The organism is Brevibacillus ruminantium, from assembly GCF_023746555.1.
GTDB classification, from domain to species: Bacteria; Bacillota; Bacilli; order Brevibacillales; family Brevibacillaceae; genus Brevibacillus; species Brevibacillus ruminantium.
On sequence record NZ_CP098755.1, the window covers coordinates 1346436 to 1371699 of the forward strand.

General features: G+C 53.1%; 20 protein-coding genes. All 20 read left to right on the forward strand.

All coding sequences use genetic code 11. From position 1 onward, the window contains the following. The first annotated feature begins 195 nt into the window (after positions 1–195). The 20 genes from NDK47_RS06565 (at position 196) to NDK47_RS06660 (ending at position 25193) form a co-directional block, all read left to right on the forward strand. Positions 196–1188 carry a TAXI family TRAP transporter solute-binding subunit gene (locus NDK47_RS06565; protein WP_251874060.1) on the forward strand — a complete coding sequence of 331 codons (993 nt, stop codon included), beginning with the start codon at positions 196–198 and terminating at the stop codon, positions 1186–1188. Beyond that, on the forward strand, positions 1189–3264 hold the full coding sequence (locus NDK47_RS06570; RefSeq protein WP_251874061.1) for a TRAP transporter permease: 2076 nt from the start codon (positions 1189–1191) through the stop codon (positions 3262–3264). Between the two features lie 90 nt (positions 3265–3354). Then, positions 3355–4710 carry an aspartate aminotransferase family protein gene (locus NDK47_RS06575; RefSeq protein ID WP_251874062.1) on the forward strand — a complete coding sequence of 452 codons (1356 nt, stop codon included), beginning with the start codon at positions 3355–3357 and terminating at the stop codon, positions 4708–4710. 13 nt (positions 4711–4723) lie between these two features. Next, positions 4724–5578 carry a MurR/RpiR family transcriptional regulator gene (locus NDK47_RS06580; protein ID WP_251874063.1) on the forward strand — a complete coding sequence of 285 codons (855 nt, stop codon included), beginning with the start codon at positions 4724–4726 and terminating at the stop codon, positions 5576–5578. Between the two features lie 612 nt (positions 5579–6190). After that, a complete protein-coding gene (locus NDK47_RS06585) occupies positions 6191–7660 on the forward strand; it encodes a sensor histidine kinase (protein WP_251874064.1) in 1470 nt (489 codons plus the stop codon). Next, the gene (locus tag NDK47_RS06590; protein ID WP_251874065.1) at positions 7657–8349 is read left to right on the forward strand and encodes a response regulator transcription factor; all 693 of its coding nucleotides are present in this window, start codon (positions 7657–7659) and stop codon (positions 8347–8349) included. Before NDK47_RS06585 ends, NDK47_RS06590 begins: the two co-directional genes overlap by 4 nt. Before the next feature lie 133 nt (positions 8350–8482). After that, a complete protein-coding gene (locus NDK47_RS06595; RefSeq protein WP_251874066.1) occupies positions 8483–9964 on the forward strand; it encodes an S-layer homology domain-containing protein in 1482 nt (493 codons plus the stop codon). Between the two features lie 256 nt (positions 9965–10220). Next, on the forward strand, positions 10221–11216 hold the full coding sequence (locus NDK47_RS06600) for an aromatic acid exporter family protein (protein WP_251874067.1): 996 nt from the start codon (positions 10221–10223) through the stop codon (positions 11214–11216). A gap of 14 nt (positions 11217–11230) precedes the next feature. Continuing rightward, positions 11231–11428, forward strand: coding sequence for a DUF4177 domain-containing protein (locus NDK47_RS06605; protein ID WP_251874068.1), 198 nt, complete (start codon positions 11231–11233; stop codon positions 11426–11428). Positions 11429–11749: 321 nt separating this feature from the next. After that, entirely contained in the window at positions 11750–12805 is a 1056-nt protein-coding gene (locus NDK47_RS06610) for an ornithine cyclodeaminase family protein (RefSeq protein WP_251874069.1), read from the forward strand. A 36-nt stretch (positions 12806–12841) separates the two neighbouring features. Beyond that, the gene (locus NDK47_RS06615; protein WP_251876025.1) at positions 12842–13963 is read left to right on the forward strand and encodes an aminotransferase; all 1122 of its coding nucleotides are present in this window, start codon (positions 12842–12844) and stop codon (positions 13961–13963) included. A 78-nt stretch (positions 13964–14041) separates the two neighbouring features. Continuing rightward, positions 14042–15454: a YfcC family protein gene (locus tag NDK47_RS06620; RefSeq protein ID WP_251874070.1), complete on the forward strand. Its 1413-nt coding sequence runs from the start codon at positions 14042–14044 to the stop codon at positions 15452–15454. Positions 15455–15479: 25 nt separating this feature from the next. Continuing rightward, on the forward strand, positions 15480–16637 hold the full coding sequence (locus tag NDK47_RS06625; protein WP_251874071.1) for a M20 metallopeptidase family protein: 1158 nt from the start codon (positions 15480–15482) through the stop codon (positions 16635–16637). A 15-nt stretch (positions 16638–16652) separates the two neighbouring features. Further along, a complete protein-coding gene (locus NDK47_RS06630) occupies positions 16653–17618 on the forward strand; it encodes a threonine ammonia-lyase (protein ID WP_251874072.1) in 966 nt (321 codons plus the stop codon). A gap of 1 nt (position 17619) precedes the next feature. Next, entirely contained in the window at positions 17620–18732 is a 1113-nt protein-coding gene (locus NDK47_RS06635) for a mandelate racemase/muconate lactonizing enzyme family protein (protein ID WP_251874073.1), read from the forward strand. 85 nt (positions 18733–18817) lie between these two features. Continuing rightward, on the forward strand, positions 18818–19702 hold the full coding sequence (locus NDK47_RS06640; protein ID WP_251874074.1) for a LysR family transcriptional regulator: 885 nt from the start codon (positions 18818–18820) through the stop codon (positions 19700–19702). Positions 19703–19884: 182 nt separating this feature from the next. Then, the gene (locus tag NDK47_RS06645) at positions 19885–21063 is read left to right on the forward strand and encodes an ROK family transcriptional regulator (protein ID WP_251874075.1); all 1179 of its coding nucleotides are present in this window, start codon (positions 19885–19887) and stop codon (positions 21061–21063) included. A gap of 67 nt (positions 21064–21130) precedes the next feature. Continuing rightward, a complete protein-coding gene (locus tag NDK47_RS06650) occupies positions 21131–22264 on the forward strand; it encodes an extracellular solute-binding protein (protein WP_251874076.1) in 1134 nt (377 codons plus the stop codon). A gap of 112 nt (positions 22265–22376) precedes the next feature. Next, on the forward strand, positions 22377–23453 hold the full coding sequence (locus NDK47_RS06655; protein ID WP_251874077.1) for an ABC transporter ATP-binding protein: 1077 nt from the start codon (positions 22377–22379) through the stop codon (positions 23451–23453). A 12-nt stretch (positions 23454–23465) separates the two neighbouring features. Continuing rightward, a complete protein-coding gene (locus NDK47_RS06660) occupies positions 23466–25193 on the forward strand; it encodes an ABC transporter permease (protein ID WP_251874078.1) in 1728 nt (575 codons plus the stop codon). Positions 25194–25264 lie beyond the last annotated feature (71 nt).

A 25264-nucleotide genomic window follows, 5' to 3' on the forward strand; every position in this document is an offset into this window, starting at 1 on the left:
TTATACTTTGGGAAGTTTAATTTCGCTAAGGCTAAGGCTTTCACTATTTGACTTGGCGATAAGCCAAGTTTTTCTAATGGTTAAAAATTTGAAAACAACATTTCAAAACTGAATCAAAAATGAAGTAAATATTGTAATAATCAGAATATTACTATATCATTTGGTGAGGAAGGAATTTGAAATGGAGGGGTTTTTGTGAAGAGATTTCACTCGTTTTTTCTCGTTTCCATCCTGACCGTGATGATGCTGGTCACCGCTTGCAGTCAGCCAGCGCAGACAGGTCAAACAGGTCAATCAGGTCAAACAGGAAAGTCAACGGAATATCTGCTGGCTACCGGCGGCACTGGCGGTACCTATTACCCCTTGGGCGGGGCGATTGCAAATGTATGGAACGAGTCTGTTGACGGTCTGAATGTGACAGTGCAGTCCACCGGTGCTTCCGTCGAAAACATGCGCCTTTTAGGCAGCAAGGAGACCGAGCTGGCCATTTCGATCAACAGCATTGCCGAGGACGCTTTTCAGGGGAGGGACAAATTCACCGAACCGATCCAAAATATCAGAGCGATTGGCGTTGTCTACCCGGAGGTCGTCCAGATCGTTACACCCAAAAACAGTTCGATCCAAAGCATCCGCGATTTGAAGGGAAAACGGGTGTCCATCGGTCCGGCGGGAAGCGGGACAGCGGTAGCGGCGGAACAAATTTTAATCGCTTTCGGGATGAGCCAGGGAGATTTTCAATCCTTTCAGGATACGTTTACGGATGCGGCTGACAAACTGAAGGACGGAAATCTGGACGCGGCCTTTGCCATTCTCAGTGTGCCTGCAGCCAATATCGAGGATATCGCGACCTCCAAAGAAGTGCGGATTCTCCCTGTCGAAGGTCCGGAGCTGGCCGAGCTGATGAGCAAGCACCCCTTTTACACTCCCTATCAGATTCCGGATAAAACCTACAAGGGACAGGATCAGGCGGTGTCGACGGTTACGATGCAGGCCGTCATGTACGCCAGAGAGGACCTGCCCGAGGAGATTGTCTATCAGTTGACCAAAACACTGTACGAAAAACAGCCGGAGATTGCCAAAGGCTATGCGATCGGCAGCCAGATTGATCTGCAAAAGGCCCTGGATGGTGTGACGGTTCCGCTTCACCCGGGAGCTGAAAAGTTCTACAAGGAAAAAGGGATGAAATAGATGACGCAGGAACTGCTGGAACAATTTGAACAGGAGCATCGGTTTCGAAAGAACATCGGCAAATGGACGCTTGTGATTGCGTTTCTGGGGATTGCCTTGACGCTGTTTCACCTTTACACCGCTCTTTTTGGCACGCTGCCCTCTCAGCAGCAGAGAGGTTTTCATATTGGCCTGGGGCTCGGGATTCTGTTTCTGCTGTTTCCAGGGAAGACCTCTCCCAAGCAGAAAAGCACGTCTGTTCATCTCTTCTACGGCTTGCTTGGGGGGATTGACGTCTGGTTGTTTCTGCGCGGTGAGATCAGTTGGCTGGTGGCGCTCGTATTTGCGGGCTGTCTGCTGCTCTTTTGGTGGGGACGCAGGCGCGATACGATGCACACAAGCATTCCCTGGAGTGATGTGACCCTCGCTTTGCTCGCCCTGGTGGCCGGGTTTTACCACGTGATGAATTATCAGGAGCTGGCTGCGCGGACAGGAGCTTACATTCAGCAGGATATTGCGGTTGCTTGTCTGGGAGTTTTGCTGGTTTTGGAGGCGGCCAGGCGAATCGTCGGGACACCGATTGTGATCGTCGCTTCCCTGGCGTTGGTCTACGCTTATGCCGGTCCGTACATGCCGGGCCTCTTTTCTCACAGAGGCTTTGCTGTGGAGCGGATTTTAACCCATTCCTTTCTCAGCACAGAGGGGATTCTGGGTATTCCGATCGGCATCTCCGCCACCTTTATCTACCTCTTTCTGTTTTTCGGGGTAGTGCTGAACCGGACGGGAATCGGGCAGTTTTTCAATGATCTGGCCTTCTCCCTGACAGGAGGTCTGGTCGGCGGTCCGGCCAAAGCGGCGGTCATCTCCAGCGCCCTGCAAGGGACGGTCTCGGGCAGCTCCGTAGCCAATACAGTAGGGTCGGGCGTGTTTACGATTCCCTTGATGCGCAAAACAGGTTATAAGCCTGAGTTTGCTGCGGCCGTAGAAGCCTCCGCCTCCACAGGGGGCCAGTTAATGCCGCCGATCATGGGGGCGGCCGCGTTCCTGATGATCGAATTCACCGGGATGCCTTACAGTCAAATTGCGCTGGCGGCGCTGATTCCCGCGATTCTTTACTTTACGGGTATTTACGTGGCGATTCATCTGGAGTCGAAACGGATGGGCATCATGGGACTGCCCCGTGAGCAGCTTCCCCGGATGCGGGAGCTGCTCCGAAAAAAGGGCTATCTCTTTTTGCCGCTGCTGGTCATCATCATCATTCTGGGAACGGGACAAACGCCGATGAAGGCAGCCATGATGGGAATCGGCACCGCATTTCTGGTCAGCTTTTTTCATCGCGATACCAGGCTTGGCATCCGCGATGTACTGAACATTCTGGAGGAGGGTGCGCGGACGGCGTTGGCCGTAATTGCTGCCTGTGCCGCAGCCGGAATCATCGTCGGCGTGGTCACATTGACCGGACTGGGGCTGAAGGCGGCGGCGGGAATCATTGCGCTGGCTGGCGGGGTCCTGATCCTGACGATGCTGCTGACCATGGTCACCAGTCTGATTCTGGGCATGGGCTTGCCGACGACGGCCAATTACGTGATCACTGCCACGATGGCTGCTCCGGCACTGCAGGAGCTGGGCGTGCCTGTAATCGCGGCGCATATGTTTGTCTTTTACTTCGGGATCGTTGCGGATATTACCCCGCCGGTCGCTTTGGCAGCTTACGCGGGCGCCGGTTTGGCCAATGCCAATCCGTTTCGCACCGGCGTCCTGGCAACCAAGATCGGGGTGGCTGCGTTTCTCGTACCGTATATCTTCGTGCTGTCGCCGGAGCTGGTGCTGGTCGATTCCACGGTGATCTCCGCAGCCTTGGCGATCTGTACGGCGATTATCGGGATGATTGGCGTTAGTGCGGGTCTTTTCGGTTATTTGGCAGCGCCTTCGACGGTGCCGGAGAGGATCATCTGCTTCCTCGGCGGTGTCTGTCTGGTTTATCCCGGTTGGATTAGCGATGTGCTGGGCATGGGCGTTCTCCTGACGATTTGGCTGCTTCAGAAAAGAAGGGCGGGAGCTGAGAAGCAACAGATAGCCGGCGTATCGGAAGGATAAAAGGGAATGTGGTTCTTTTTTCTCCTTGTGAAATAAAAATTTCAAACATATAATAAAAATGAAAAAAAACTTCAAAAGGGGAGAACACCCATGCTCTTGTCTGAACAAATGAGCAAGTCTCAAACCTATTTTGAAAAAGCGTGTAAAGTCATCCCGGGTGGCGTTACAGCCGGTATTAAATTTTTCCCGCCCCATCCCATCCTGATGGAGCGCGGACAGGGCAGCAAGCTGTACGACGTGGACGGAAATGAGTACATCGATTACCTGCTCTGCTACGGGGCTTTGATTGCCGGTCACGGCCATCAGCAGGTGTTTGAAGCAGTGGTGCGCCAGATGCAGGAGGCGGGCACGACGATTTTTGGCACCCCGCACCGCATGGAGACCGTAATGGCTGAGAAGCTGATCGACCTGTATCCGGGGATTGAGATGGTCCGCTATACCAACTCCGGTTTGGAAGCGACACTCTTGTCGATTCGAATGGCGATGGCCTATACCGGGAAAGGGAAGCTGGCCAAATTTGAAGGACACTATCACGGAGGTTACGATCAGGTGCTGCTCAGTGTCAATCCCGATACTGACGAGGCAGGTCCGTCAGACCGCCCCCATGTGGTGCCGGAATCAAAAGGAATTCCCGATTACTACGTCGAAAATACCATCATTCTTCCTTTTAATGATCTGGAGGCGACAGAAGCAATCCTGCGTACTCATCAAAGTGAGGTGGCGGCGGTTATCCTGGAGCCAATCCAGGGCGGATTTATCCCGGCTGAATCTGCTTTCCTCAAAGGTCTGCGGGCAATTACGGAAGAGCTGGGCATTCTGCTGATCTTTGACGAGGTCAAAACAGGCTTCCGCATTTCGCTGGGAGGGGCCCAGCAGGCGTATGGCGTCACTCCTGATTTGACAGCGCTGGGCAAAGTGCTGGGCGGAGGCTTTCCAGTCGGTGCCGTAGGCGGCAAAGAGGAGATCATGATGGTCAGCGCTCCCCGCGATGGCAAAGACATTTTGACGGCGGGCGCAGCCAAGAGCGGCAAGGCAGAGGTGCTCTTTCACAGCGGTACCTACAACGGCCATCCGACGATTTTGGCGGCAGGTCTCGCCACCATCGGCATTCTGGAGGAAGAAGGAGCGATGGAACAGCTATTTGCCCGTACTCAATCGCTTCGTCAGGGCCTGGAGGATGTCTATCGTCAGCACGGAATCACCATGCAGACCGTCGGCATGGGCAGCATTTTCAACATCATTCTGACGGATCAGCCGATTCGCAACTATCGGGATATGAATCAGGCGGACAATGCCCTCCGCAAAAAAATCGATTATGAGCTGCTCAAGCTGGGCATCTACACCAAGCCGTTGAACCGCTACTCGATGGCGGTTGTGCATACGGAAGCCGATATTGCCAAGACATTGGAGGCGCATCATGAAGCGATTCGTCGCGTAAGGAGGTAAGCTCACCGTACACATGTCAAACGTCTACCAGCATATTGCGGAACACATGCAAGAAATGAGTAAATCGCAACTGAAAATCGCCAATTACATCCTGCAAAATCAAAATACGGTGCCGTTTCTCACGGTCGGCAAGCTGGCCAAGCTATCGGGGGTGAGTGAGGCGACTGTGGTCCGCTTTGCTACCTTTCTCGGCTATTCCGGCTATCCCGAGCTTCAGCAGTACATGCAGGATTCGGTGCAGCAGCAGTTGACGACAGCAGAGCGGTTGAAAATGTCGCAGGAGATCTACGACGAAGAAGAGCTGGGCGTCTACGAGGTGTTTCAGGACGACATCGCCAACATCAAGGCGACGATGGAAAAGCTGGATGTGGCGGCTTTTCGCGAAGCGGTGCGGCTGTTGCTGCAGGCCGAGCGTGTCTACGTCGTCGCCAGCCGCAGCGCCCTCTCGCTGGGAGTTTTCCTGCAGTACTACCTGAACATGATGCTGGGCAACACCGAGCTCGTATCATCAGGCGACAATTTTCCTGAAAAGCTGTACGCTGTCAACGAAAAAGACGTGGTGATCGGCATCAGCTTTTCCCGCTACACGAACAGCACGATAGAAATTCTCTCGTTTGCCAAGGACAAAGGTGCAACCACGTTGGCGATTACCGACAATCTCTTGTCGCCGCTGATTCCGCACGCGCACGTCTCGCTCACCGCGTCGAGCCAAATGCCCACCTTCATCGATTCCTTCGTGGCTCCGCTCAGCCTGATCAACTCCTTGATCACCTATGTCGGGAAGCAAAAAACACAGGAGTTCACCGACCGGCTGGAGATGCTGGAAGAAGTTTGGAACCGCTTTGATATTTTTGCGAAAAAGAGATGAGGCCATCTTGTGCTTGAGCGAAAATGATGGGATCATGCGCTTCATGAACCAACATGCTATCAAGTTCATAACAGCACAGGTGAAAGCGGGAGATACCTCCCGCTTTTTTTTTGCGTATCAGGATATTGCGGTTTGGGGATTTTGCGGTTCGGAGATTGGAGAATCTGGGGAGTTGGAGAGTTTGGAAGTTTGAAAAGTTTGGGGGGAGAGTTTTTAGCGTTTGTAACGTTAGTACAATAAATCATTAGTTCTTCGTGGCTCTTCCCTACACATTTTTGAATAGCAACGGTTGCGAGAAGAAGCATGTTTCCCTGCGTTGCGACTGTGGAGCCCTTGCCCAGCGGAGGGGTGATTCGCGGGAAAAAGGAGCGCAACGTGGGATGACCTCGGAGCGGTACTCCTTTTGCGCCTCCCCCGCGAATCACCCCGGAGCGGACAGTCATACTCCCTTGCGGGCGGAATACGGAGCTAAGCAGGGAAACATGCTTCTTCTCACTACGGCTCCGATTCTAAAATTATTTAGTTAGAAAAGCCGCTATAAGAGAATACTCGCTCAGCCAATAATTTGCGCCCAATGCTCTTTCGTGTAAGATGAGTGTGGGAGGAGTGACCATGTCTATTCGCATTCGATTACTGCTTTCCTATACAGCCATGCTTGTTACGACGATCCTGTTATTTATCGCGGCGATCTTTCTGATCGCCATCGCGCTGACCGGAGATATTCAGCATGTACGCGAATTGTACACCAGTCGGTACGCAGTCATGCCGCTGACCGAGCCGGAGGAGACCGTATCGGTGGAAACCAAATTTCTCTCCAAAAGCAGCCCCGAGCAATTGCTGGATCAGCAATTCCTGCAGGAGCTGGAGCAAAGACTGGAACCTGTGAAAGCAGGCATCCTCGTTCGCAAGGGGACGGAGATCTATTATGCGTCGCCTGTGCTGCAGGTTGCGGGGATGAACGCGGCACTCCCGCCGTATGAAATGGCCAACCTCCATGTGCGTGACATCCTCGAGACAGACGGCCATTTTTTCACCTATGTCAAATTTGACTTTGCATACACAGACAAGACGGAGGGCGGCGTTTACGTTATGAAAGAGGTAAGCCCCTACGCCGAGCTGGCCCGAAGTCTTTTGCCGGTACTGATTCTGTTTTTGCTGTTGATGCTGGCACTGATGAATGGATTGCTTAATTTTCTTGTCTCACGCAGCATCGTGCTGCCGATAGACCGCTTGAAGACAGCGGCGGAGAGAATCAGGGACGGCGAGCTGGATTTTCGCATTGAATCATCGGGGCAAGATGAGATTGGTCAGCTGTCACAAACGTTTGAAGACATGCGGAGAAAGCTGAAAGAGTCCGTGGAGCTTCAACTGCAATACGAAGAAAATCGCAAAGAGCTGATTTCCAACATTTCACATGATTTGCGAACCCCCATTACTTCAATTCTCGGCTATGTCGAGGGCATTCGGGACGGAGTGGCCGACACGCCGGAAAAGCGGGAAAAGTATCTGGATACCATCGCCCGCAAGGCAAAAGGCATGGACAGACTGATCGACGAGCTGTTTCTGTTCTCCAGACTGGACCTCGGAAAACTGCCGTTTACCTTTGAACGGATCGATCTGACAGCCTTTCTGGATGATTATCTGAGTGAGCGAAAATTTGACCTGGAAGAGCAAGGGGTGACCGTGCTTTACGAAAAAGCGGAAGCGTCACCGGCTTTCGTACTGGCCGACCGGGAAAAGCTGAGAAGGGTCTTGGCAAATATTCTGGACAACAGCTTGAAATACATGGACAAGCAGGAAAGGCGAATTCTGTTCAGGCTCCGTCCGGAGGAGAAGCAGGTAACCATCGAAATCTCCGACAATGGTCCGGGAATCGACCCTGATGTCGCCCCGCATATTTTTGACCGTTTTTACCGGGCAGAAAAATCGAGAAACACGGAAACAGGCGGAAGCGGGCTAGGGCTGGCGATCGCCAAACAGATCGTCGACGAGCACCGCGGATCGATTGCGGCAAGCTCAGTTCCGGGTGAAGGCTTGACCATTGTGATTACGCTGCCGAGAGAAAAGGAGGAGGGCGTGTGACGAAGAGAATTCTCGTCGTGGAAGACGATACGAGTATAGCCGAGCTTCAGCGGGATTACCTGGAAATAAATGGGTTTTCTGTTGGCGTAGAACAATCCGGGGAGAAGGGGCTTGTCAAGGCGATCGAAGGTGCGTATGATCTCGTTATTCTCGATGTCATGCTGCCTGGAGTCGATGGCTTCGAGCTGTGCAAACAGATTCGTGCGGTGAAAGACATCCCGATCCTGATGGTGACGGCCAGGAAGGAAGAGATCGATAAAATCAGAGGGTTGGGGCTGGGAGCGGACGACTACGTCATCAAGCCGTTCAGTCCGGGAGAGCTGGTGGCACGCGTCAAGGCCCATTTGGCCAGGTACGACCGATTGCTGGGAGGCCGGGAGATGCAGAGCGATGAAATCCTGATACGCGGCCTCAGGATTGACAAGGCTTCGCGGCGCGTTTTTGTAAATGAAGGAGAGGTTTCCTTTACCACAAAGGAATTTGATCTCCTGGCGTTTTTCGCCGCGCATCCCAATCGCGTCTTCAGTAAGGAGCATTTGTTTGAACGCATCTGGGGGTTGGACTCGGCGGGGGATATCTCCACCGTTACTGTTCACATCCGCAAGCTTCGGGAAAAGATAGAGGCTGATCCTTCCCACCCACAGTATATTGAGACAGTCTGGGGAGCAGGTTATCGGTTTACCGTATAGGAAAAAAGAATGCTGTTTAGCAAATTTTTTGCTTCTGTTAAGACTTTTTTAAGGACTGATTTAACCGCGGTTTAGATTTGCCTTCTATCCTAGGAAGAGTAAAAATCCTCTTGGATGGAAGGAGCGAATTCAAATGAAACGCAAGAGTACAAAAGCATTCACCGGCTTGCTGGCTGCGGCTGCCATCGGCACAGCGGTTCTGGCCCCTTATCAGACAGCGGGTGCGGCGGAAATCTTTTCTGATATGAACAAAGCAGGCGCTTACCGGGCCGCTGTACAAGCCCTGGTTGAACAAAAGGTATTTGCCGGATACGGCGCAGAAGAGCTCAGACCGCAGCAAGTGATTACCCGCGCCGAGCTGGCCAAGGTTGCAGTAACGGCATACGGTTTGCCCATTGTTCAAACAAGCGCTGGCTTTTCCGATGTGAAACAAGGCGATTGGTTTTATCCGTATGTGAACGCGGCCGTCTCCGCTGGAATCATGACTGCTGATGGCCAGCAATTTTTACCGAATCAGCCAGTATCAATGAAGGAACTGATTGATACCATCGCAAAAGCACAAAAAACGGATAGGGACACTCTCGAAAAAATCTTGGGCAGTGCACAGACAAATGCGGTGGCGTCCAGGGCTTACGCGGCATATCTGATCGTGGAAGCGAAGCGTCCTGTCCAGCAGGAGAACGAAGCCCATGTGACGAGCATCGAAGCCCAGAACGCCATTACGCTGGTCGTCAAATTTTCCGCTCCTTTGACACCAGAAGAAGTGGAGCTGGAAAATGCGAAGAAAAACTTCGTCTTTGACAATGGCCTTGAAATTCGTAACCTGCCGCAGTTGATGACTGGAACAGAGGCTACCTATATTGTGCCGACTACGGTGCAAAAAGCAGGGACAACGTACTCCCTGAGTTACAAAGGGAAAAAAGCAGGGACATTTGCAGGCAATCCCGAAAAGCTGAAGCTCCGTTCCACACAACAGGTGGCGAACGACACCTTTGAAGTGGAGTCCAGACTGGAGGACGGCGTAACGGATTATGGCAACGTCATCATGGCCTATCGCAATTCAAGGCCAAATGCTTTCGCTCTTGATGAGAACAACCAAAGCAACGGAAAAACCTATGAAATCCTCTCCTCGATGAGAGATATGACCGTCACGATCACGCCGGAGGGCGGAGAGCCGATGACAGCCTCCTACGTTCTCTTCACGCAAGCGACAGATGGCCGCCAAGCACCGAAGTTCCGTCTGCCTGACGGACAAAAGCTGAAGCCGGGCACCAAGTATACCGTATCTGCGGACTGGGCAACGCTGGAGAAAAACACGTTTGTCGCAGCCGAAAAAGCACCGCTTTCCATTCAAAATGTGGTGGCGACAGACGAAAAAACATTGACGCTCACCCTGGCAGATGACCCGAAAGACGAACTTTTCGCAGTGCGCAGCATTCTTTTGAAGGCTCCAGATGGCACGGAGCTGACAGCGACCTACAAGCTGACAAGCCGCAAGGGAGCGACCGGCATTTTTGAGCTGAAGGATGGCGCTTTGGAAGCGGGCACTACGTACAAGGTTGCGCCTGCAGGCGACTGGGCAGTGGCCGATGGGGTTGAAGTGACGCTGAAATAGCAGCATCAACCAAGCAGCATGGCTGTTTCACAACTCAGCGTGGCTACTGCAAATAAAAGTGCTCTCTTATTATGAGAGGATCAGGCTGTCGAGAAAGTCGGCAGCTTTTTTTCTTTGGTGCGAAAACGACTCCGCTTTGGCAACTCAAACGATTGTTGATCCGTCTCTTTGTTTTCCTCCGTCTTTTTGCTACTGTATAAGAGGATGGAAACGAATCATTTGCTCATCAAGTACACGCGAAGGATTGGACAAAATCATGGCCTTGAAGCTCGGATACCGAACCATTAAAACTGCCATCGGAACCGGAATCTCCATACTGATCGCCCAGCAGCTGGGCCTTGCTTTTTACGCATCGGCGGGAATCATCACGATTCTCTGCATCCAGGTGACGCGAAAACAGTCGTTTCGCACGGCACTGAACCGATTTCTTGCCTGCTTGCTTGGACTGGTGGTGGGCGTCACTTTGTATGCACTCCTGGGTTTTCAGCCTGTTACGCTGACCCTTTTGATCCTCACCTTTTTGCCGCTGGCCGTGCGCTTGGGCATTCAGGAAGGATTTGTGACCAGCATGGTCGTCCTTTTGCATCTCTATTCCTTGCAGCGGATGGATCTGCATGTCATCGGCAACGAGCTGGCGCTGATCGTCATCGGTGTAGGCGTGGCTCTGCTGGCCAATCTCTACATGCCCAGTCTGGAGAAAGAGCTAAAGGGGATGCAGTCGGCAGTTGAGCGCAATTTTGCCACCATTTTGCAAGAATTCTGCTACTACCTCCGCCACGGTCAGAGCGACTGGGACGGACATGAGATGATCGAGACGGAGAAAATGCTGAAGGAAGCCAAGCTCCTCGCTGTGCGCGAAGTGGAGAACCGGATTGGTCGCAGGGAGGAAGACACCTACTACGAGTACTTTGTCATGCGGGAAAAGCAGTTTGACTATCTCGAACGGATGCTGCCCATCGTATCGACGCTAAACGTCCAGGTGCCGCAGGGGCATCAGATCGCAGACTTTCTCGATCATTTGAGCCATTCGATTCATCCTGGCAATACGGCCTACCGGTTTTTGGACAAGCTGAGCGTGATGCGCGAGGAAATCCTGCAGTCGCCGCTTCCGCAGACGCGCGATGAGTTCGAGACGCAGGCGGCTCTGTTTTATCTGCTGCGAGAGATTGAGCAATACCTTTATATCAAGCACAAGCTGGGCAGGAAAAGTCCTGCCCCCAAAAAGGAAAAGAAAAAAGGCAATAGCGAATAGGGAGGAATCTATACATGGAGAAGTGGGAATACCGGAGCATGAAGGTACACACCGGGGGTTTTCTTGGAGGCAAGCTGGATGTGGACGAATTCCAGGATATGCTGAACAAGCTCGGAGCAGAAGGCTGGGAGCTGATTTCCTGCTTCGATACCAATCAGTCGCATGGCGCTTCCCGCGAAGTGATTACGGTTTTTAAGCGAAGAAAGCCTTGAGACAACCACTTGTCACAAGCCTTTGATCAAAATTTACCCGCCAAAACTACAGAACGACTGCAAAAGAGAACATACAAACGCAAGCAAAAGACCCAGTATCGTGCAGATACCGGGTCTATTTGTATCTGCCAATACAGGGCTTTTCTGTAAGATCTGTCGCCAATACCGGCCACAGGAAAAGTGCATAGCGGCGGTCTTTCACTCCAAATCGATTGCAAAAGTTTTCATAATGATTACTATTATGTTTTCTCATTTTTTCGCTGATTCCAACTGTGTTACTGTTAGGCAAAAGAACAGCAAGAGAGAAAAGGAGTGTTGTGCATGTTGCCTTTTCGCGTCATCAACCAGAAGACGATCGAACAGATTTTGGACATGAAGAGTGTTATTGAGAAAGTCGAACAGGCTTATACCTTAAAAGCCCAGCAAGAAGCAACCCTGTTTCCGCTGGTTTTTCACGAATTTGAACCGGGCAAGGCGGACATGGACATCAAATCGGGTCATCTGACAGGGGCCAATATCTTTGGCATGAAGCTGGTTTCCTGGTTTGGCGGGAACACCGAGAAAAATCTGCCCCAATTGATCGGCACGGTCATGGTCTTGGACAGCCGGACAGGCGTGCCGAAGGGAATTCTCAGCGGCGAACACATCACCTGCATGCGCACGGGAGCAGCAGGCGGAATTGGAGCCAAATACCTGGCCCGCCCGGAATCGGAGCATCTCCTCGTCATCGGCAGCGGACATCAGGCTCCCTTCCAAATTTTGGCTACCCTGGTTTCCATGGAAAATGTGAAAAAAGTATCGGTTTACAATGCGCGCTCCTATGAACGGGCCGAGGCCTTCTGTGAGAAAATCCAGGAGAAGCTGCTAAACATGATCGCTCTGCAATTCAACGACCAGGATGAGCTGCGGGAGACGTACAGTAAGCGTTGCCAGATTGAGTTTGTCCCCGTCGAAAACATCGAACAGACAACAAGAGAAGCAGATATCATCATCACTGCCACCTCAGCTCGCCAGCCGCTGATTCAGAAAGACTGGGTGAAGCCCGGGACGCATATTACCTGTATCGGTGCGGATATGGAGGGCAAGCAAGAGATAGACGAGCGGCTGTTTCCAGGGGCCCGCGTATTTGTCGACGATGTGACGCAGTCTGTGAACGTAGGTGAGCTGGAGACCGCGATCAAAAAAGCGATCGTCACCCCAGAGGTAATCGTGGCAGAGATCGGCGAAGTGATCCTCGGACGGGTCGCGGGACGTCAGTCAGCCGTGGAGATTACCATCTTCGACAGCACGGGTATTGCCATCCAGGATTTATTGACCGCCGACCTCGTGCTGGCGGAGGCAGAAAAGCTGGGGGCAGGCACCGTCGTCGAACTCTAATGAGGAATTCTATGAAAAAGGAGGAGTATGAAAGAGATGCAAGTCAAACCGTTTAAAGTTGAAGAGTGGATGAATGAGTATGAAATGGATGCGGTCTACAATATCGCCGAGACCTGCGTAGACTCTTTGACACTGGAGGAGCTGATCCGTCTGTCGGCCGAGCCGGAAGCCTTTTTCGGGGAACTGGCAAAAATGAAGCTGACCTACGGCCACATCGAGGGGTCGCCGGAATTCCGCTCCCTGGTTGCCGGTTTGTACAAAACCATGAAGCCGGAAAATGTAATCTCCATGAATGGTGCGATCGGCGCTAACTTCCTCCTTCTCTATTCGCTGGTGGAGCCAGGAGATGAAGTCATTTCCGTGCATCCTACCTACCAGCAGCTCTATTCAGTGCCAGAATCTTTCGGCGCTGAGGTAAAACTGCTGAAGCTGCGCCCGGAAAACGGCTTTTTCCCCGATCTGGATGAGCTTCGAAGCATGGTCAGTCCGAAAACCAAGCTGATCTGCATCAACAACCCGAACAATCCGTCCGGCGCACTGATGGGAGAGGAGATGCTCCGTGAAATCGTGGAGATTGCCCGCAGTGTGGACGCCTACCTGCTCTGTGATGAGGTGTATCGCGGTTTGCATCAAGACCCGGAGGCCGTGATTCCGTCGATCGTCGATCTGTACGAAAAGGGAATCAGCACGGGCAGCTTGTCCAAGGTATTCTCTCTGGCAGGCCTGCGCCTCGGCTGGATTGCGGCACCTGTCGATGTGATCAAGGAGTGTGTCAAGCACCGCGACTACAATACCATCAGCTGCGGCATGATTGATGATGTCCTCGCCGTTCACGCGCTGAAAAACTACGACAAGATCATGGACCGCAATCTCGGGATCGTCCGGACCAACCTGGAAATCCTCGATAAATGGGTTCAGCAGGAACCGCTCGTTTCCTATGTCAAGCCGCAAGCGGGAACGACAGCGATGCTGAAAATCGATCTCGCGATGCCGTCCGAGGAATTTTGCATTGACTTGTTTAAAACGACAGGAGCCTTTTTGACGCCGGGCAGCTGTTTTGACATGGAAGGCTATGTCCGCATCGGCTATGCCTGCGGCACAGAGGTACTGCAACAAGGGTTGGCAAAAGTATCCGAATATCTGAGAGCTCACCGATAAGTGTGAGCTCTCGTTATACAATTGATTGTATAATTATAAAGGTGATATGATTAAAAATGTTTAGGGAGGGAAAACTTAATGGCGCAACCAGAGCTGAACACCAATTCTGCATTGTCCAGGGTAAAGGAAATCAATGTGTTCGCCCTGCTTTTTGCAGTGATTGCGATCGCGGTTGTATTGACCTATCTCATCCCAGCGGGGGAGTATGCCCGGGTAGACGTAAACGGCAGAAGCGTTGTTGATCCGCAATCCTTTACATTTATCGAATCATCACCGGTCAAACCCCTTGGACTTGTCAACAGCGTGCATACCGGTATGGTGGAAGCATCCAGTATCATCTTTTTCGTGTTGATTATTGGCGGAACCTTCGGCATTCTGACGGCAACCGGTGCGATTGAAGCTTTGATTGTCACCCTGTCCCGCAAACTGCAAAATCAGGAAAAATGGCTGATTCCGATCATGATGTTCTTCTTTGCGATGGGCGGAACACTGATGGGTATGGCCGAAGAGACCATCCCTTACATCGCGATCATGATCCCGCTTGCGATTGCACTTGGCTTTGACGCGCTAACAGGTGCAGCGATTGTTCTGGTCGGCGCCTCCGTTGGTTTTACCTCCGCTATTATGAATCCGTTTACCGTTGGCGTGGCGCAGGGGATCGCTGAATTGCCTACATTCTCCGGTGCCGGGTATCGCATCGGGGTATTTGTCGTCATGTATGCGGTCTCGGTCGGCTTTGTCTATCGCTACGCGATGAAGGTAAAAAAAGAGCGCGGCTATGGCTTTTTCGGCAACTATGAAGGGAAGAGCTCAGCGGATTTGCTGCGCAGTGAAGTCGTTTTGACGACTGCCCACAAATGGATTTTGACCTGCTTTTTGATCAACTTTGTCGTCCTTGCTTTTGGGGTAATTGAATACGGTTGGTATATTACGGAAATTGCCGGACTTTTCCTTCTATTGGGAATTATTATCGGGTTGATTGGGCGCCTCTCTGCCAATACCGTTGTCGATTCCTTCCTGAAGGGAGCCGCCGGACTGATTTCGGGCGCGCTCGTCATCGGTGTGGCCCGCGCGATTGTCGTTGTTTTAAATGATGGACATATTCTGGATACCATGCTGTATTATGCGGCAACTGCGATTAATCAGGTTCCCCCGGCGTTTTCTGCCTTTGGCATGCTGGTACTGCAAAGTCTGGTCAACTTCATCGTCCCCTCGGGTAGCGGACAGGCTGCACTCACGATGCCGATCGTAACGCCGCTTGCCGATCTGGTGGGCGTCACCCGACAAACGGCCGTTCTCGCTTTCCAGTTTGGAGACGGCATCTCCAATATCCTGACACCGACCTCCGGCTATTTCATGGCGGGCCTGGCCGTCGCTGGAATTCCATGGATTCGCTGGGTAAAATGGATATGGCCGCTGATTCTCACCCAGTACGGCATTGGCGCTGTCGCTGTGATCATCGCGCAGTTGATCGGGTACGGACCATTTTAATCGAAAAGAATAGGAGCGTGATTGTATGACTGCCACCTTGTGCACACCTTCGCTTGCGGAGTGGGCTGTCGGTCACCGTCGTTATTTGCACCAAAATCCGGAATTGTCTGGAGAAGAGTTTGAAACATCCGCGTACATCCGAAAATGTTTAGAAGAATTGGGAATTGAAATTCTCGATTATCCCGCCCCGAGCGTTGTCGGTTTTTTAAAGGGAACCGAAGGAAAGAAAACCATTGCGCTGCGCGCCGATATTGACGCCCTTCCGATTTTGGAGGAAGGCGACAAAGAGGGGTATATTTCCAAGCGTCAGGGAGTCGCTCACGTCTGCGGCCACGACGGGCATACTGCAATTTTGCTGGCGGCTGCCAAATGGATGGTGGAAAACCGGCAGGAAGTGAAGTCAAATGTGCTGTTCCTGTTCCAGTCCTCTGAGGAGATGCTGCCGAGCGGTGCGGAAAAGCTGGTGGCGCAGGGTGCCATTGATCAAGCGGATGCAGTGTTTGGTCTGCACCTCTGGCAGCCGTTTGAGAAAGGGAAGATCGGCATTACCTACGGTGCCATGATGGCTTCCGCCGACGATTACCGAATCACCATTGAAGGAAAAGGCGGGCATGGCTCGATGCCGCATGAGACGGTTGATCCGATCTACATCGCCAGCCACATCATCGGGGCCCTTCAGGGGATTGTCGGACGCCGGATGAATGCGATTGAGCCGGCTGTGATTTCCGTTGGCAAGATCGAGGCAGGGACAACCTACAACATCATTCCGAGCCAAGCGTTTATGTCCGGAACGTTCCGCTCTCATTCGGAAGCGACTCGCCAAGCGCTGGCCGCTGAAATGAAGAGCACTGTGGAGGGAATCTGCGCCGCTTTCGGTGCCAAAGGAACCTTTGAAGTAGACTGGGGGACGCCGGCTCTGGTCAATGACAAAGAGATGAGCCAATTTGTGGAGCGCGTGGTTGCCCAAAACATCGGCAGCGAGCATCTTGTTGTCGTGGACCCGGTGATGGGGGGCGAAGACTTCTCCTACTATTTGCAAAAGAAGCCGGGCGCGTATGTCTTTATCGGAATGAACAGCGAAAAGAGCGCGTATCCGCACCACCATCCTCGCTTCGATATTGATGAGGAAGCGATGCCGACAGCGATCAATCTCTTTATCCAACTGGTCAAAGAGTTTGCCTAAGAAGGAGTGTACAGCATGTTAACAGTCTCTTTTTTGGATATTGTCAAAGCACATAAAGATTTGCAAGGGCAGGTGACAAAAACCCCGCTGCAACATTCGGCTGCCCTGTCCGCTGCATCGGGAGCAGAAGTCTGGCTGAAGCTGGAATGCTTGCAGAAAACAGGCTCCTTTAAAGTGCGGGGAGCATTGAATAAAATTGCATCCCTGACCGAGGAGGAGCTGGCCAAAGGCGTGATTACGGCATCTGCCGGAAACCACGCCCAGGGTGTCGCGTATGCGGCTTCCCTGAAAGGGATCTCGGCGCTGATTGTCGTACCGAAGACGGCACCGGAGACAAAAAAGGCGGGCATCATGCGCTACGGTGCGGAATTGGTCGTGCACGGAGACAATTACGATGAGGCAGAGGCCCATGCGTACCAGCTTGCTGAAGAGACAGGCAGGACGTTTGTTCATGCCTTTGAGGATGATCAGATCATCGCGGGCCAAGGTACGGTCGGCTTGGAGGCGCTGCTGGAAGAGCCTGATTTTGATACGATCATCGTTCCAGCGGGCGGCGGTGGATTGATATGCGGGATCGCGACCGCTGCCAAAGCGATCAATCCCGACGTGAAGGTAATCGGGATTCAGACACATGCCTCGCCGCCTTGGTATTACTCGTTCCGCGCGGGCCATCTTGTCGATGTGGAGTACAGCGACTCGCTGGCTGACGGTTTGCATGGCGGCATTACCAAAGGCAACCTCGACCTGGCGCTGAAGATCGTGGACGATATCCTGCTCGTCGAAGAAGAGCATGTCGCTCAAGCGATGTACTGGCTGGCAAAAGAGCACCACCTGATGGTAGAGGGTTCCGGCGCTGTCGGCGTCGCCGCCCTGCTGCAAGGGGTAATCCCTGAAGTGGCAGGCAAGAAAGTGCTGAACATCGTCAGCGGCAGCAACGTAGACGCAGGCAAACTGGCCAAGCTGATCGAAAGGTACCAGTGAGATGGCACGGATTACATCGGTAGACATCTACGCCATTGCGCTGCCGCTGCTCCGTCCATTTATCATTGCGTATGACACGTTCCGCGAGATGCCGACCATTTTGGTGCGGCTGGAAACTGATGAGGGCATCGTCGGATACGGGGAGGCGACACCGGATGAGCATGTGACCGGTGAAACCTACTGGAGCACCATCGAGGTCATCAAGCATCACCTCGGTCCCGCTGTTCTCGGTGAAAACCCGTTTTCCATCGAACGGATCCATGAAAAGATGAATCAGAAGGTAAAGGGAGTGCCAGCCGCCAAGGCGGCGATTGATATCGCCTGCCATGATCTAATGGGCAAGCTGGCGGGACAGCCGCTGTATCGATTACTTGGCGGACCTTCTCATGATAAGCTTGTGATTCCCTATGTCATGAGTATCCTGGCTCCTGAAGTGATGGCGGAAGAGGCCAAGGCTGCCGTAGCGGAAGGCTACCGCACCCTGAAGCTGAAGGTTGGGACAGATGTTTCCACCGATATTGCCCGTGTCCAAGCCGTCCGCGAGGCTGTGGGGCCAGCCATCCGACTTCGTGTCGACGTCAATCAGGGATGGGGGTACACGGCTGAAACCCTGCAGGCGCTCAAGCATTTGAAAGCAAGCGGTATTGACTGGATCGAGCAGCCGGTGCACGCAGACGATCTGGACGGAATGGCGGATATTCGCAGCAAGACCACGATTCCAGTCATGGTGGATGAAGGCTTGCTGGGGGACAAGGAGATGCGCCAGATCATTCAAAAGAATGCGGCAGACTGGATCAATATCAAGCTGATGAAATGCGGCGGTTTGTATCCGGCAGTTCGCCTCATTCACCAAGCAGAAATGGCGCGAATCCGCACGCAGATCGGTTCCATGGTGGAATCTGCCGTGGCGACGGCGGCGGGTGCCCATCTCTCACTGGCAAAGAAAAACGTCTGGTCCAACGAAATGGTCGGTCCCCGGATGTTTGCCAAGGACGTAGCAGCTTTCCCGATTGAAGGCGACTGTATCAAGCTCAGCGAGTCGCCGGGCCTCGGGATTGATGTAAACGAAGAGCTGCTTACAGTTTTAACGCGTTTTCACGTAAAATTGGCATAGCATAAATTCGCTCCATCGGGTACACTTTTGGGAATAAGGAATGTGCGTGACGCCTTTCTAAATTCAGAAAAAGTGAGTGTAGACGATGGAGCTTCGTAATTTAAGGACCTTTCAGGTCGTCGCCGAACATCTGAATTTGACCAAAGCTGCCGAGCATCTGGGGTACAGCCAGCCGACCATCACCCTGCAGATTCAGGCGCTGGAAAGAGAGCTGGGACACTCTCTGTTGAACCGGGTGGGGAAAAAAACCTTTCTCACACCGGCAGGCAAGATCGTCAATCAGTACACGGAGCAGCTTTTTTCTGTCATCCAGCTCATGGAGGAAGAGCTGAACCAGCTCAATAATCCCTTTGGGAATCTGGTGGTGGCTGCGCCGGAATTTTACTGTACGCAGTACATGCCGCAGATGCTCAAGTCCTATTTGGACATGCATCCGCAGGTTAATCTGCAGGTGATTTCCTGCAACAGTCAGGAGACCCTCCGAAAAGTGCTGAACCACGAAGCAGACGTCGGGATCATCGCCGGGAAATGTGAGGTGCCGGATATCCATGCAACCGTCGTGGATCTGGAAGCCTTCGCCCTCGTGGCGACGCCGAAGATGGTTGCGGGCCGCAGCCTATCTGAGGTATTGGACCGCTTTCCGTTCTTGTCCTATCAGGAAGGGTGCAACCTGGACGGATTTATCAGCCAGTGTCTGTCAGAGATCAGCTATTCTCCTTCCTCTGTAATCAAATGCACCAGTGAGGAGACGATCAAGCGAGCCGTGCTGAATCAAACGGGGGTAGCCTTTCTCAGTACCGCTTTGGTCGAGGCAGAGCTCAAATCGGGCTCTCTCAAAGAGCTGCACAGGTTCACGGAGCGGGCGGAAACGTCGGTGATCTGTCTGGACCGGCGAAAAGAGGAGGCCGCGATCCAAACCTTCGCCGAGCTTGTGGGGGACGTATGGCAAAGTGTAAGAGAATACGAGTAGATGCTCCGCCAATAACGAGGCGGGGCATTTTTTTACAATCCATTGCCTTTTTCTCCCAGACATTGTTTCTTTCCGATTTGTCATATACATGTAAAGAGTTTGACTATTCTGGCGTATACAGGTATAATTTGGATAACTTTGTTAGTTAGGTTAACTAACTCTCTGGTGGTGATTGGCGAGGCGTGCGTTCTACCAATAGAACCGGCAGCAGCAAACTTGTCAAGAAATTGAATAAAGAAGAGATTTTGCAACAGGTTATCACACACGGGCAAATATCCCGAGCGGATATCTCCAAGCAGACGAAATTGAGCCGCCCTTGTGTCTCCGCTCTCGTGGAAGAGATGATTCGGGAAGGCCTCCTGTACGAGGTGGGCATGGGAGACTCCCGCGGCGGCCGCAAGCCGATCCTGCTGGAGTATAACTACCAAGCCTACGCCATTGCCGGAGCCGTATTCGATGGCTCCACACTGGATATGGCGATTGCGGATCTCAAGGGACAGTTTCTGGCGCGCTTTCAGAAAAGACTGTCACTCCCGGCTCAGGGAGAATTCGTCATCGAAGAGCTGACACAAGGGCTGGATCGTCTGATGCAGGAGTGCGGCTTGGAAAAGGACCGCCTGCTCGGGATCGGTGTCGGCTTGCCCGGTGTGACCCAGCGCGGAAGCGGCACCGTCAGCTTTTCGCCAAGCACAGGCTGGATGGGCTCACCGATTCAGCAGACGATTGAGGAGCGGCTTGGTTTGCCCGTCATCATAGACAATGACGTAAATATGATGACGCTGGGTGAATACGTCCGCGGGGTAGGTGTCGGTCACGCCACTGTGGTGTACATATACGTGGGGACAGGAATCGGCTCCGGCATTATCCTGGACGGTCAATTTTACCGGGGGAGCCGGGAGGCCGCAGGTGAAATCGGCTTCATGATGATCGGTCCCGATCACGTACGAAGAGACGGCGCGTCAGGGGTCTTCGAAACGCATTACTCTGCACCCGGCATTGCCAGCATGGCCAAGGGATTTCTCTCTGACCTTCAGGAAGGTTCGAGTGTCATAGAAGCGCTGATTCGCTGCTCACGGGAGGAACATGCAGAAGCGGTCAAACTTCTGGATGACGTATACCGGCACTGGGCATACGGAATGGCCAATATTGTCAGCATTCTGAACCCGGAGCTGCTGATCCTGAGCGGGGAGATGGTCCATATCGATGAAAAAGGGGTGAAGCGCATACACGATTGGCTGACCGAGTGGGTACCGGTTGCGCCTCGTCTGGAAAAGGCCAGTCTCGGCCAGCAGGCAGGTCTCATTGGTGCCGTCCACAGCGTATTGGAGGCTTTTCCGTCTACAAGACTGCTGGACAGGTAGAGAAGCGGTGCAAAAAGGGAGTTTCTCATGTTTGCACCCGCTTTGAGAAAAAAAGGGGGAGTTTGTTTTGAAAAAGTCCAACAGCACTTTGAAAAAATGGATGCGCGGCGTGTTTGCCAGCTCTCTGGCCCTGACCGTTGCTGCTTGCTCCGGCGGCGGACAGTCTGAGCAGACCAAACCGGCGGATAATTCCGGCAACCAGCCAGCTCCGTCCGGTGGTGACGCGAAGCCGGCAGAGCCGGAAGGCGATCAAAAGATCATTGTCTACACGGCTCGCGACAAAAATATTTTCGAAATTGTCCTGCCCAAGTTTAAAGAAAAGTACCCGAATATCGAAGTGGAGACGCTGGAGATGGGCGCGCAGCAAATTCTGGAGCGCGTCCGCGCGGAAAAAGCCAACCCGCAGGCCGATTTCTGGTGGGGCGGCACGCAGTCGGCACTGAGCACTGCAGCAGATGAGGGTTTGCTGGAAGCATACAAGCCAACCTTTGCAGACAAGATTCCGGATTTGTACAAAGATCCGCAGGACCGCTGGTATGGAGAAATGCTGCTGCCTGAGGTCATCATGTACAACTCGGAGGCGCTGAAGCCGGAAGAAGCCCCGCAAGACTGGGATGAGCTTGTCGATCCCAAGTTCAAGGATAAAATCGTGATCCGCAACGTCCTCCAATCGGGAACGATGAGGACCATCTACTCCGCCATGATCTACCGCCAAGGACCAGACACCCCGGAAAAAGGCTACGAGTGGCTCAAAAAGCTGGACGCCAACACCAAGGAATACACCCAAGACCCAACCAACCTCTACCTCAAGCTCGACCGTCAGGAAGGCGTCATTTCTCTGTGGAACCTGCAGGACGTACTGATTCAGAGCAAGCAAAATAACCATCCGTATGACTTTATCTATCCGAAGAGCGGCGCCCCGATTCTCGTTGACGGTGTCGGCCTGGTAAAAGGCGCGAAAAATGCTGAGGCTGCCAAGAAGTTTTACGAATTCCTGTTCAGCCCGGAAATCGCTGCACAGCTTGCCAAGGAACGCTATCAATTCCCATCTCGCACGGATATCAGCAAAGACGATCTGCCTGACTTCATGAAAAATCTGGACCTCAAACCGCTGGAGCTGGATTGGAGCGTCATGGCCCAAAAGGAAAAAGAATGGATGCAGCATTGGGACGAAAACATCAAAGGCAAAGGGAAAAAATAACCGGTTGCAGCAGAGAAGACCAGGCGGGGCGGCTTTCGACCACTCCGTCTGGCCTTATCTTGGACGTAATCCCTATGCGATTGCGTTGACCGGGCTTGAGGGAGGACACCTGATGAGCAGCGTAACACTGGATCACGTACATAAGCGATTTGGCAAAGCCAAAGGGGTCGAAGATGTCCACATTCACATTGAATCAGGGGAATTCTTCACGTTTTTGGGCCCCAGCGGCTGCGGAAAGACGACCACCCTGCGCATGATCGCCGGCTTTTACTTTCCCACAGAAGGACGCATTTCGTTTGGCAGCCGGGATGTGACGGGATTGCCGCCGAACAAGCGAAACACCGGGATGGTCTTTCAAAACTACGCTCTTTTTCCACATATGACCGTGTTTGAAAATATCGCCTTTGGCCTGCAGGTGCGCAAGCAGACGAAGGCAGAGATCAAGGATCGCGTGGAAAAAATCATGAAGCTGGTCCGGCTGGAAGGGTACAGCGGACGGAGAATCGATCAATTATCCGGCGGTCAGCAGCAGCGGGTTGCACTGGCGCGGGCGCTGGTGATTGAGCCGCAAATCCTCCTGCTCGATGAACCGCTGTCCAATCTGGATGCCAAGCTGCGGGAAGAGACTCGCTATGAAATCAAACGCTTGCAGATGGAGCTGGGAATAACCACGATCTACGTTACGCACGATCAGGCAGAGGCGATGTCGATGTCGGATCGGATCATGGTGATGAACAGCGGGGTTGTTCAGCAAATCGGGACGCCGCATGACATCTACCATCGGCCGGTGAACCGCTTTGTTGCTTCTTTTATCGGCGAGACCAATTTGTGGGAGGCAACCGTAAAGGGCATCGAAGGAGACAATGTTTACGTAGAAGTGACGCCGGACATAACGCTGTGCGGCTCAAAGCGGCAGGCTTCCCCAGAGGTGCATCTGGCTGTCGGAGAAAAGGTAGCCTTGTCAATTCGGCCCGAGGTGATCAAGGAAAGTGCGGGAGCGGACGGTGAGAACGTGGTGAGGGGAACCGTGGCGCTTGCCGAGTTTACCGGTGCCTGCGTCAACTACGTGACCAGCGTCGGACCCCACCAGTTGAAAAGCATGTTTATCAACCAGGGCGGTATGGTCAAGCAGCGGGGAGAAGCCATTTCCCTGTATCTACCGAAAGAATCCATCTACTTTGCCGGGTAAGGAGGAGGAGCGATGAAAGCAGAGCTGCAGCCGAGATCTGCACCCGCCAGGCGAATGTCGTTGACCGCTTCACCGGCGTTTGTGTACGTACTGGTATCTCCGTTGTTTTTGATTTTGCTGGCGTACGTGATTTATCCGCTATGGGAGACGTTTGTCGCCAGTATCCAGGTTGAGGGAGAGACGACGTGGAAAAACTACATCCGCTTCTTCAGCCTGGAGCACACAGCCAATCTGGAAGCGCTGTGGACCAGCATTTATATCTCTGTTTTAAGCGTCATCACCTGCGGGATTGTCGGCGTGACGATGGCTTTCCTGCTGGAGCGGTACGAATTTCCCGGACGCAAGATCCTCTCTGTACTGGTGTTGGTGCCGATGGCCCTGCCGCCGCTGATCGGCGTGTTGTCGTTTACTTTTCTGTACGGAGAGAGCGGGATTTTCCCCCGCGCGCTCAAAGAGCTTTTTGGACTGGCGCAGGTGCCCTTTTCCTTAAAAGGGATATGGGGCGTGGTCGTGGTCCACACCTTTACGATGTACACCTATTTCTTCATGACGGCCTCAGCGGCGATCAAGGGCCTCGACCCGTCGCTTGAAGAGGCGGCAGCGAGCCTCGGAGCCGGACGCCTAACGGTTTGGAGACGCGTCATCCTGCCGATGCTGACTCCGGCGCTGGTGGCGTCGTCGCTTCTGGTCTTCATGATCTCCATGGCTTCCTACACCGCTCCGTTGATTTTTGGGATTGATCGGACGATGACCATGCAGATTTACCTGTCACGCACCAATGGCGATCTGGACATGGCCGCAGCGCAGTCGACGATTCTCTCGATCGTCTCCGTCGCCTTCCTGCTGTTGATGCGCTGGTATCAGGGAGCGCGCAATTATCAGAATCTGAGCAAAGGCATCAGCGTACACCGAACGGAAATCACCAGCAAGACTGGCCGCTATATCTCGATGGTACTGGCCTTTCTGGGAGTCGTGATCTTGATGCTGCCGATCCTCGTGCTGGTGCTGATTTCCTTCTCTGTAGACGGCACCTGGACTGTTCAGATTTTGCCGCCGAAATATACGCTGGATCACTACCTCGACCTGTTTACCGACAAAAAGACCTGGCGTCCGATCATGAACAGTTTGCAGCTCAGCGGCATTGCGACGATCGGGATTGTCCTGTTTGGAGTGGCGGCGGCATACGCGATGGTTCGCATGCGCTTTCGCGGGAAAACCCTGTTAGACGTGCTGATCATGCTGCCTTGGGCACTGCCTGGCACCGTGGTTGCCGTCAATTTGATCGCAGCCTTCAGCGAGCCGACGGTATTCAGCTTTAATCAGGTGTTGATCGGCACCTTCTGGATCATACCGCTGGCCTACTTTGTCCGCCATCTGCCCCTGGTCTTCCGCTCCACCTCGGCGACCCTGATGCAGATGGACCCGTCTGTCGAGGAGGCAGCCCGCAATCTGGGAGCATCGTGGTGGTACAGCTTTCGCCGGGTCGTGTTTCCGATGGCATTTGCCGGGATTTTGGCCGGGACGCTGCTGGCATTTGTCCAGTGTATCGGGGAGTTCGTCGCGTCCATCCTGATCTTTACGCCGCGGACGACACCGCTCTCCGTGGCGATTTTCCAGAGGATGTATTCATTTGAATTCGGCACCGCATGCGCGTACGGAGTGTTGCAGATCGCTGTCATCATCATCGTACTCTTCATCTCCAGAAAATTGACCGGCGACAATGCAAGCTCTGCTGTCTAGGCAGGCGGATGCCGGCAAAGGAGGAGCTTTGCGTGGAAGCAGGCAGCGCAAGGGGGAAGAAAATACTTGCA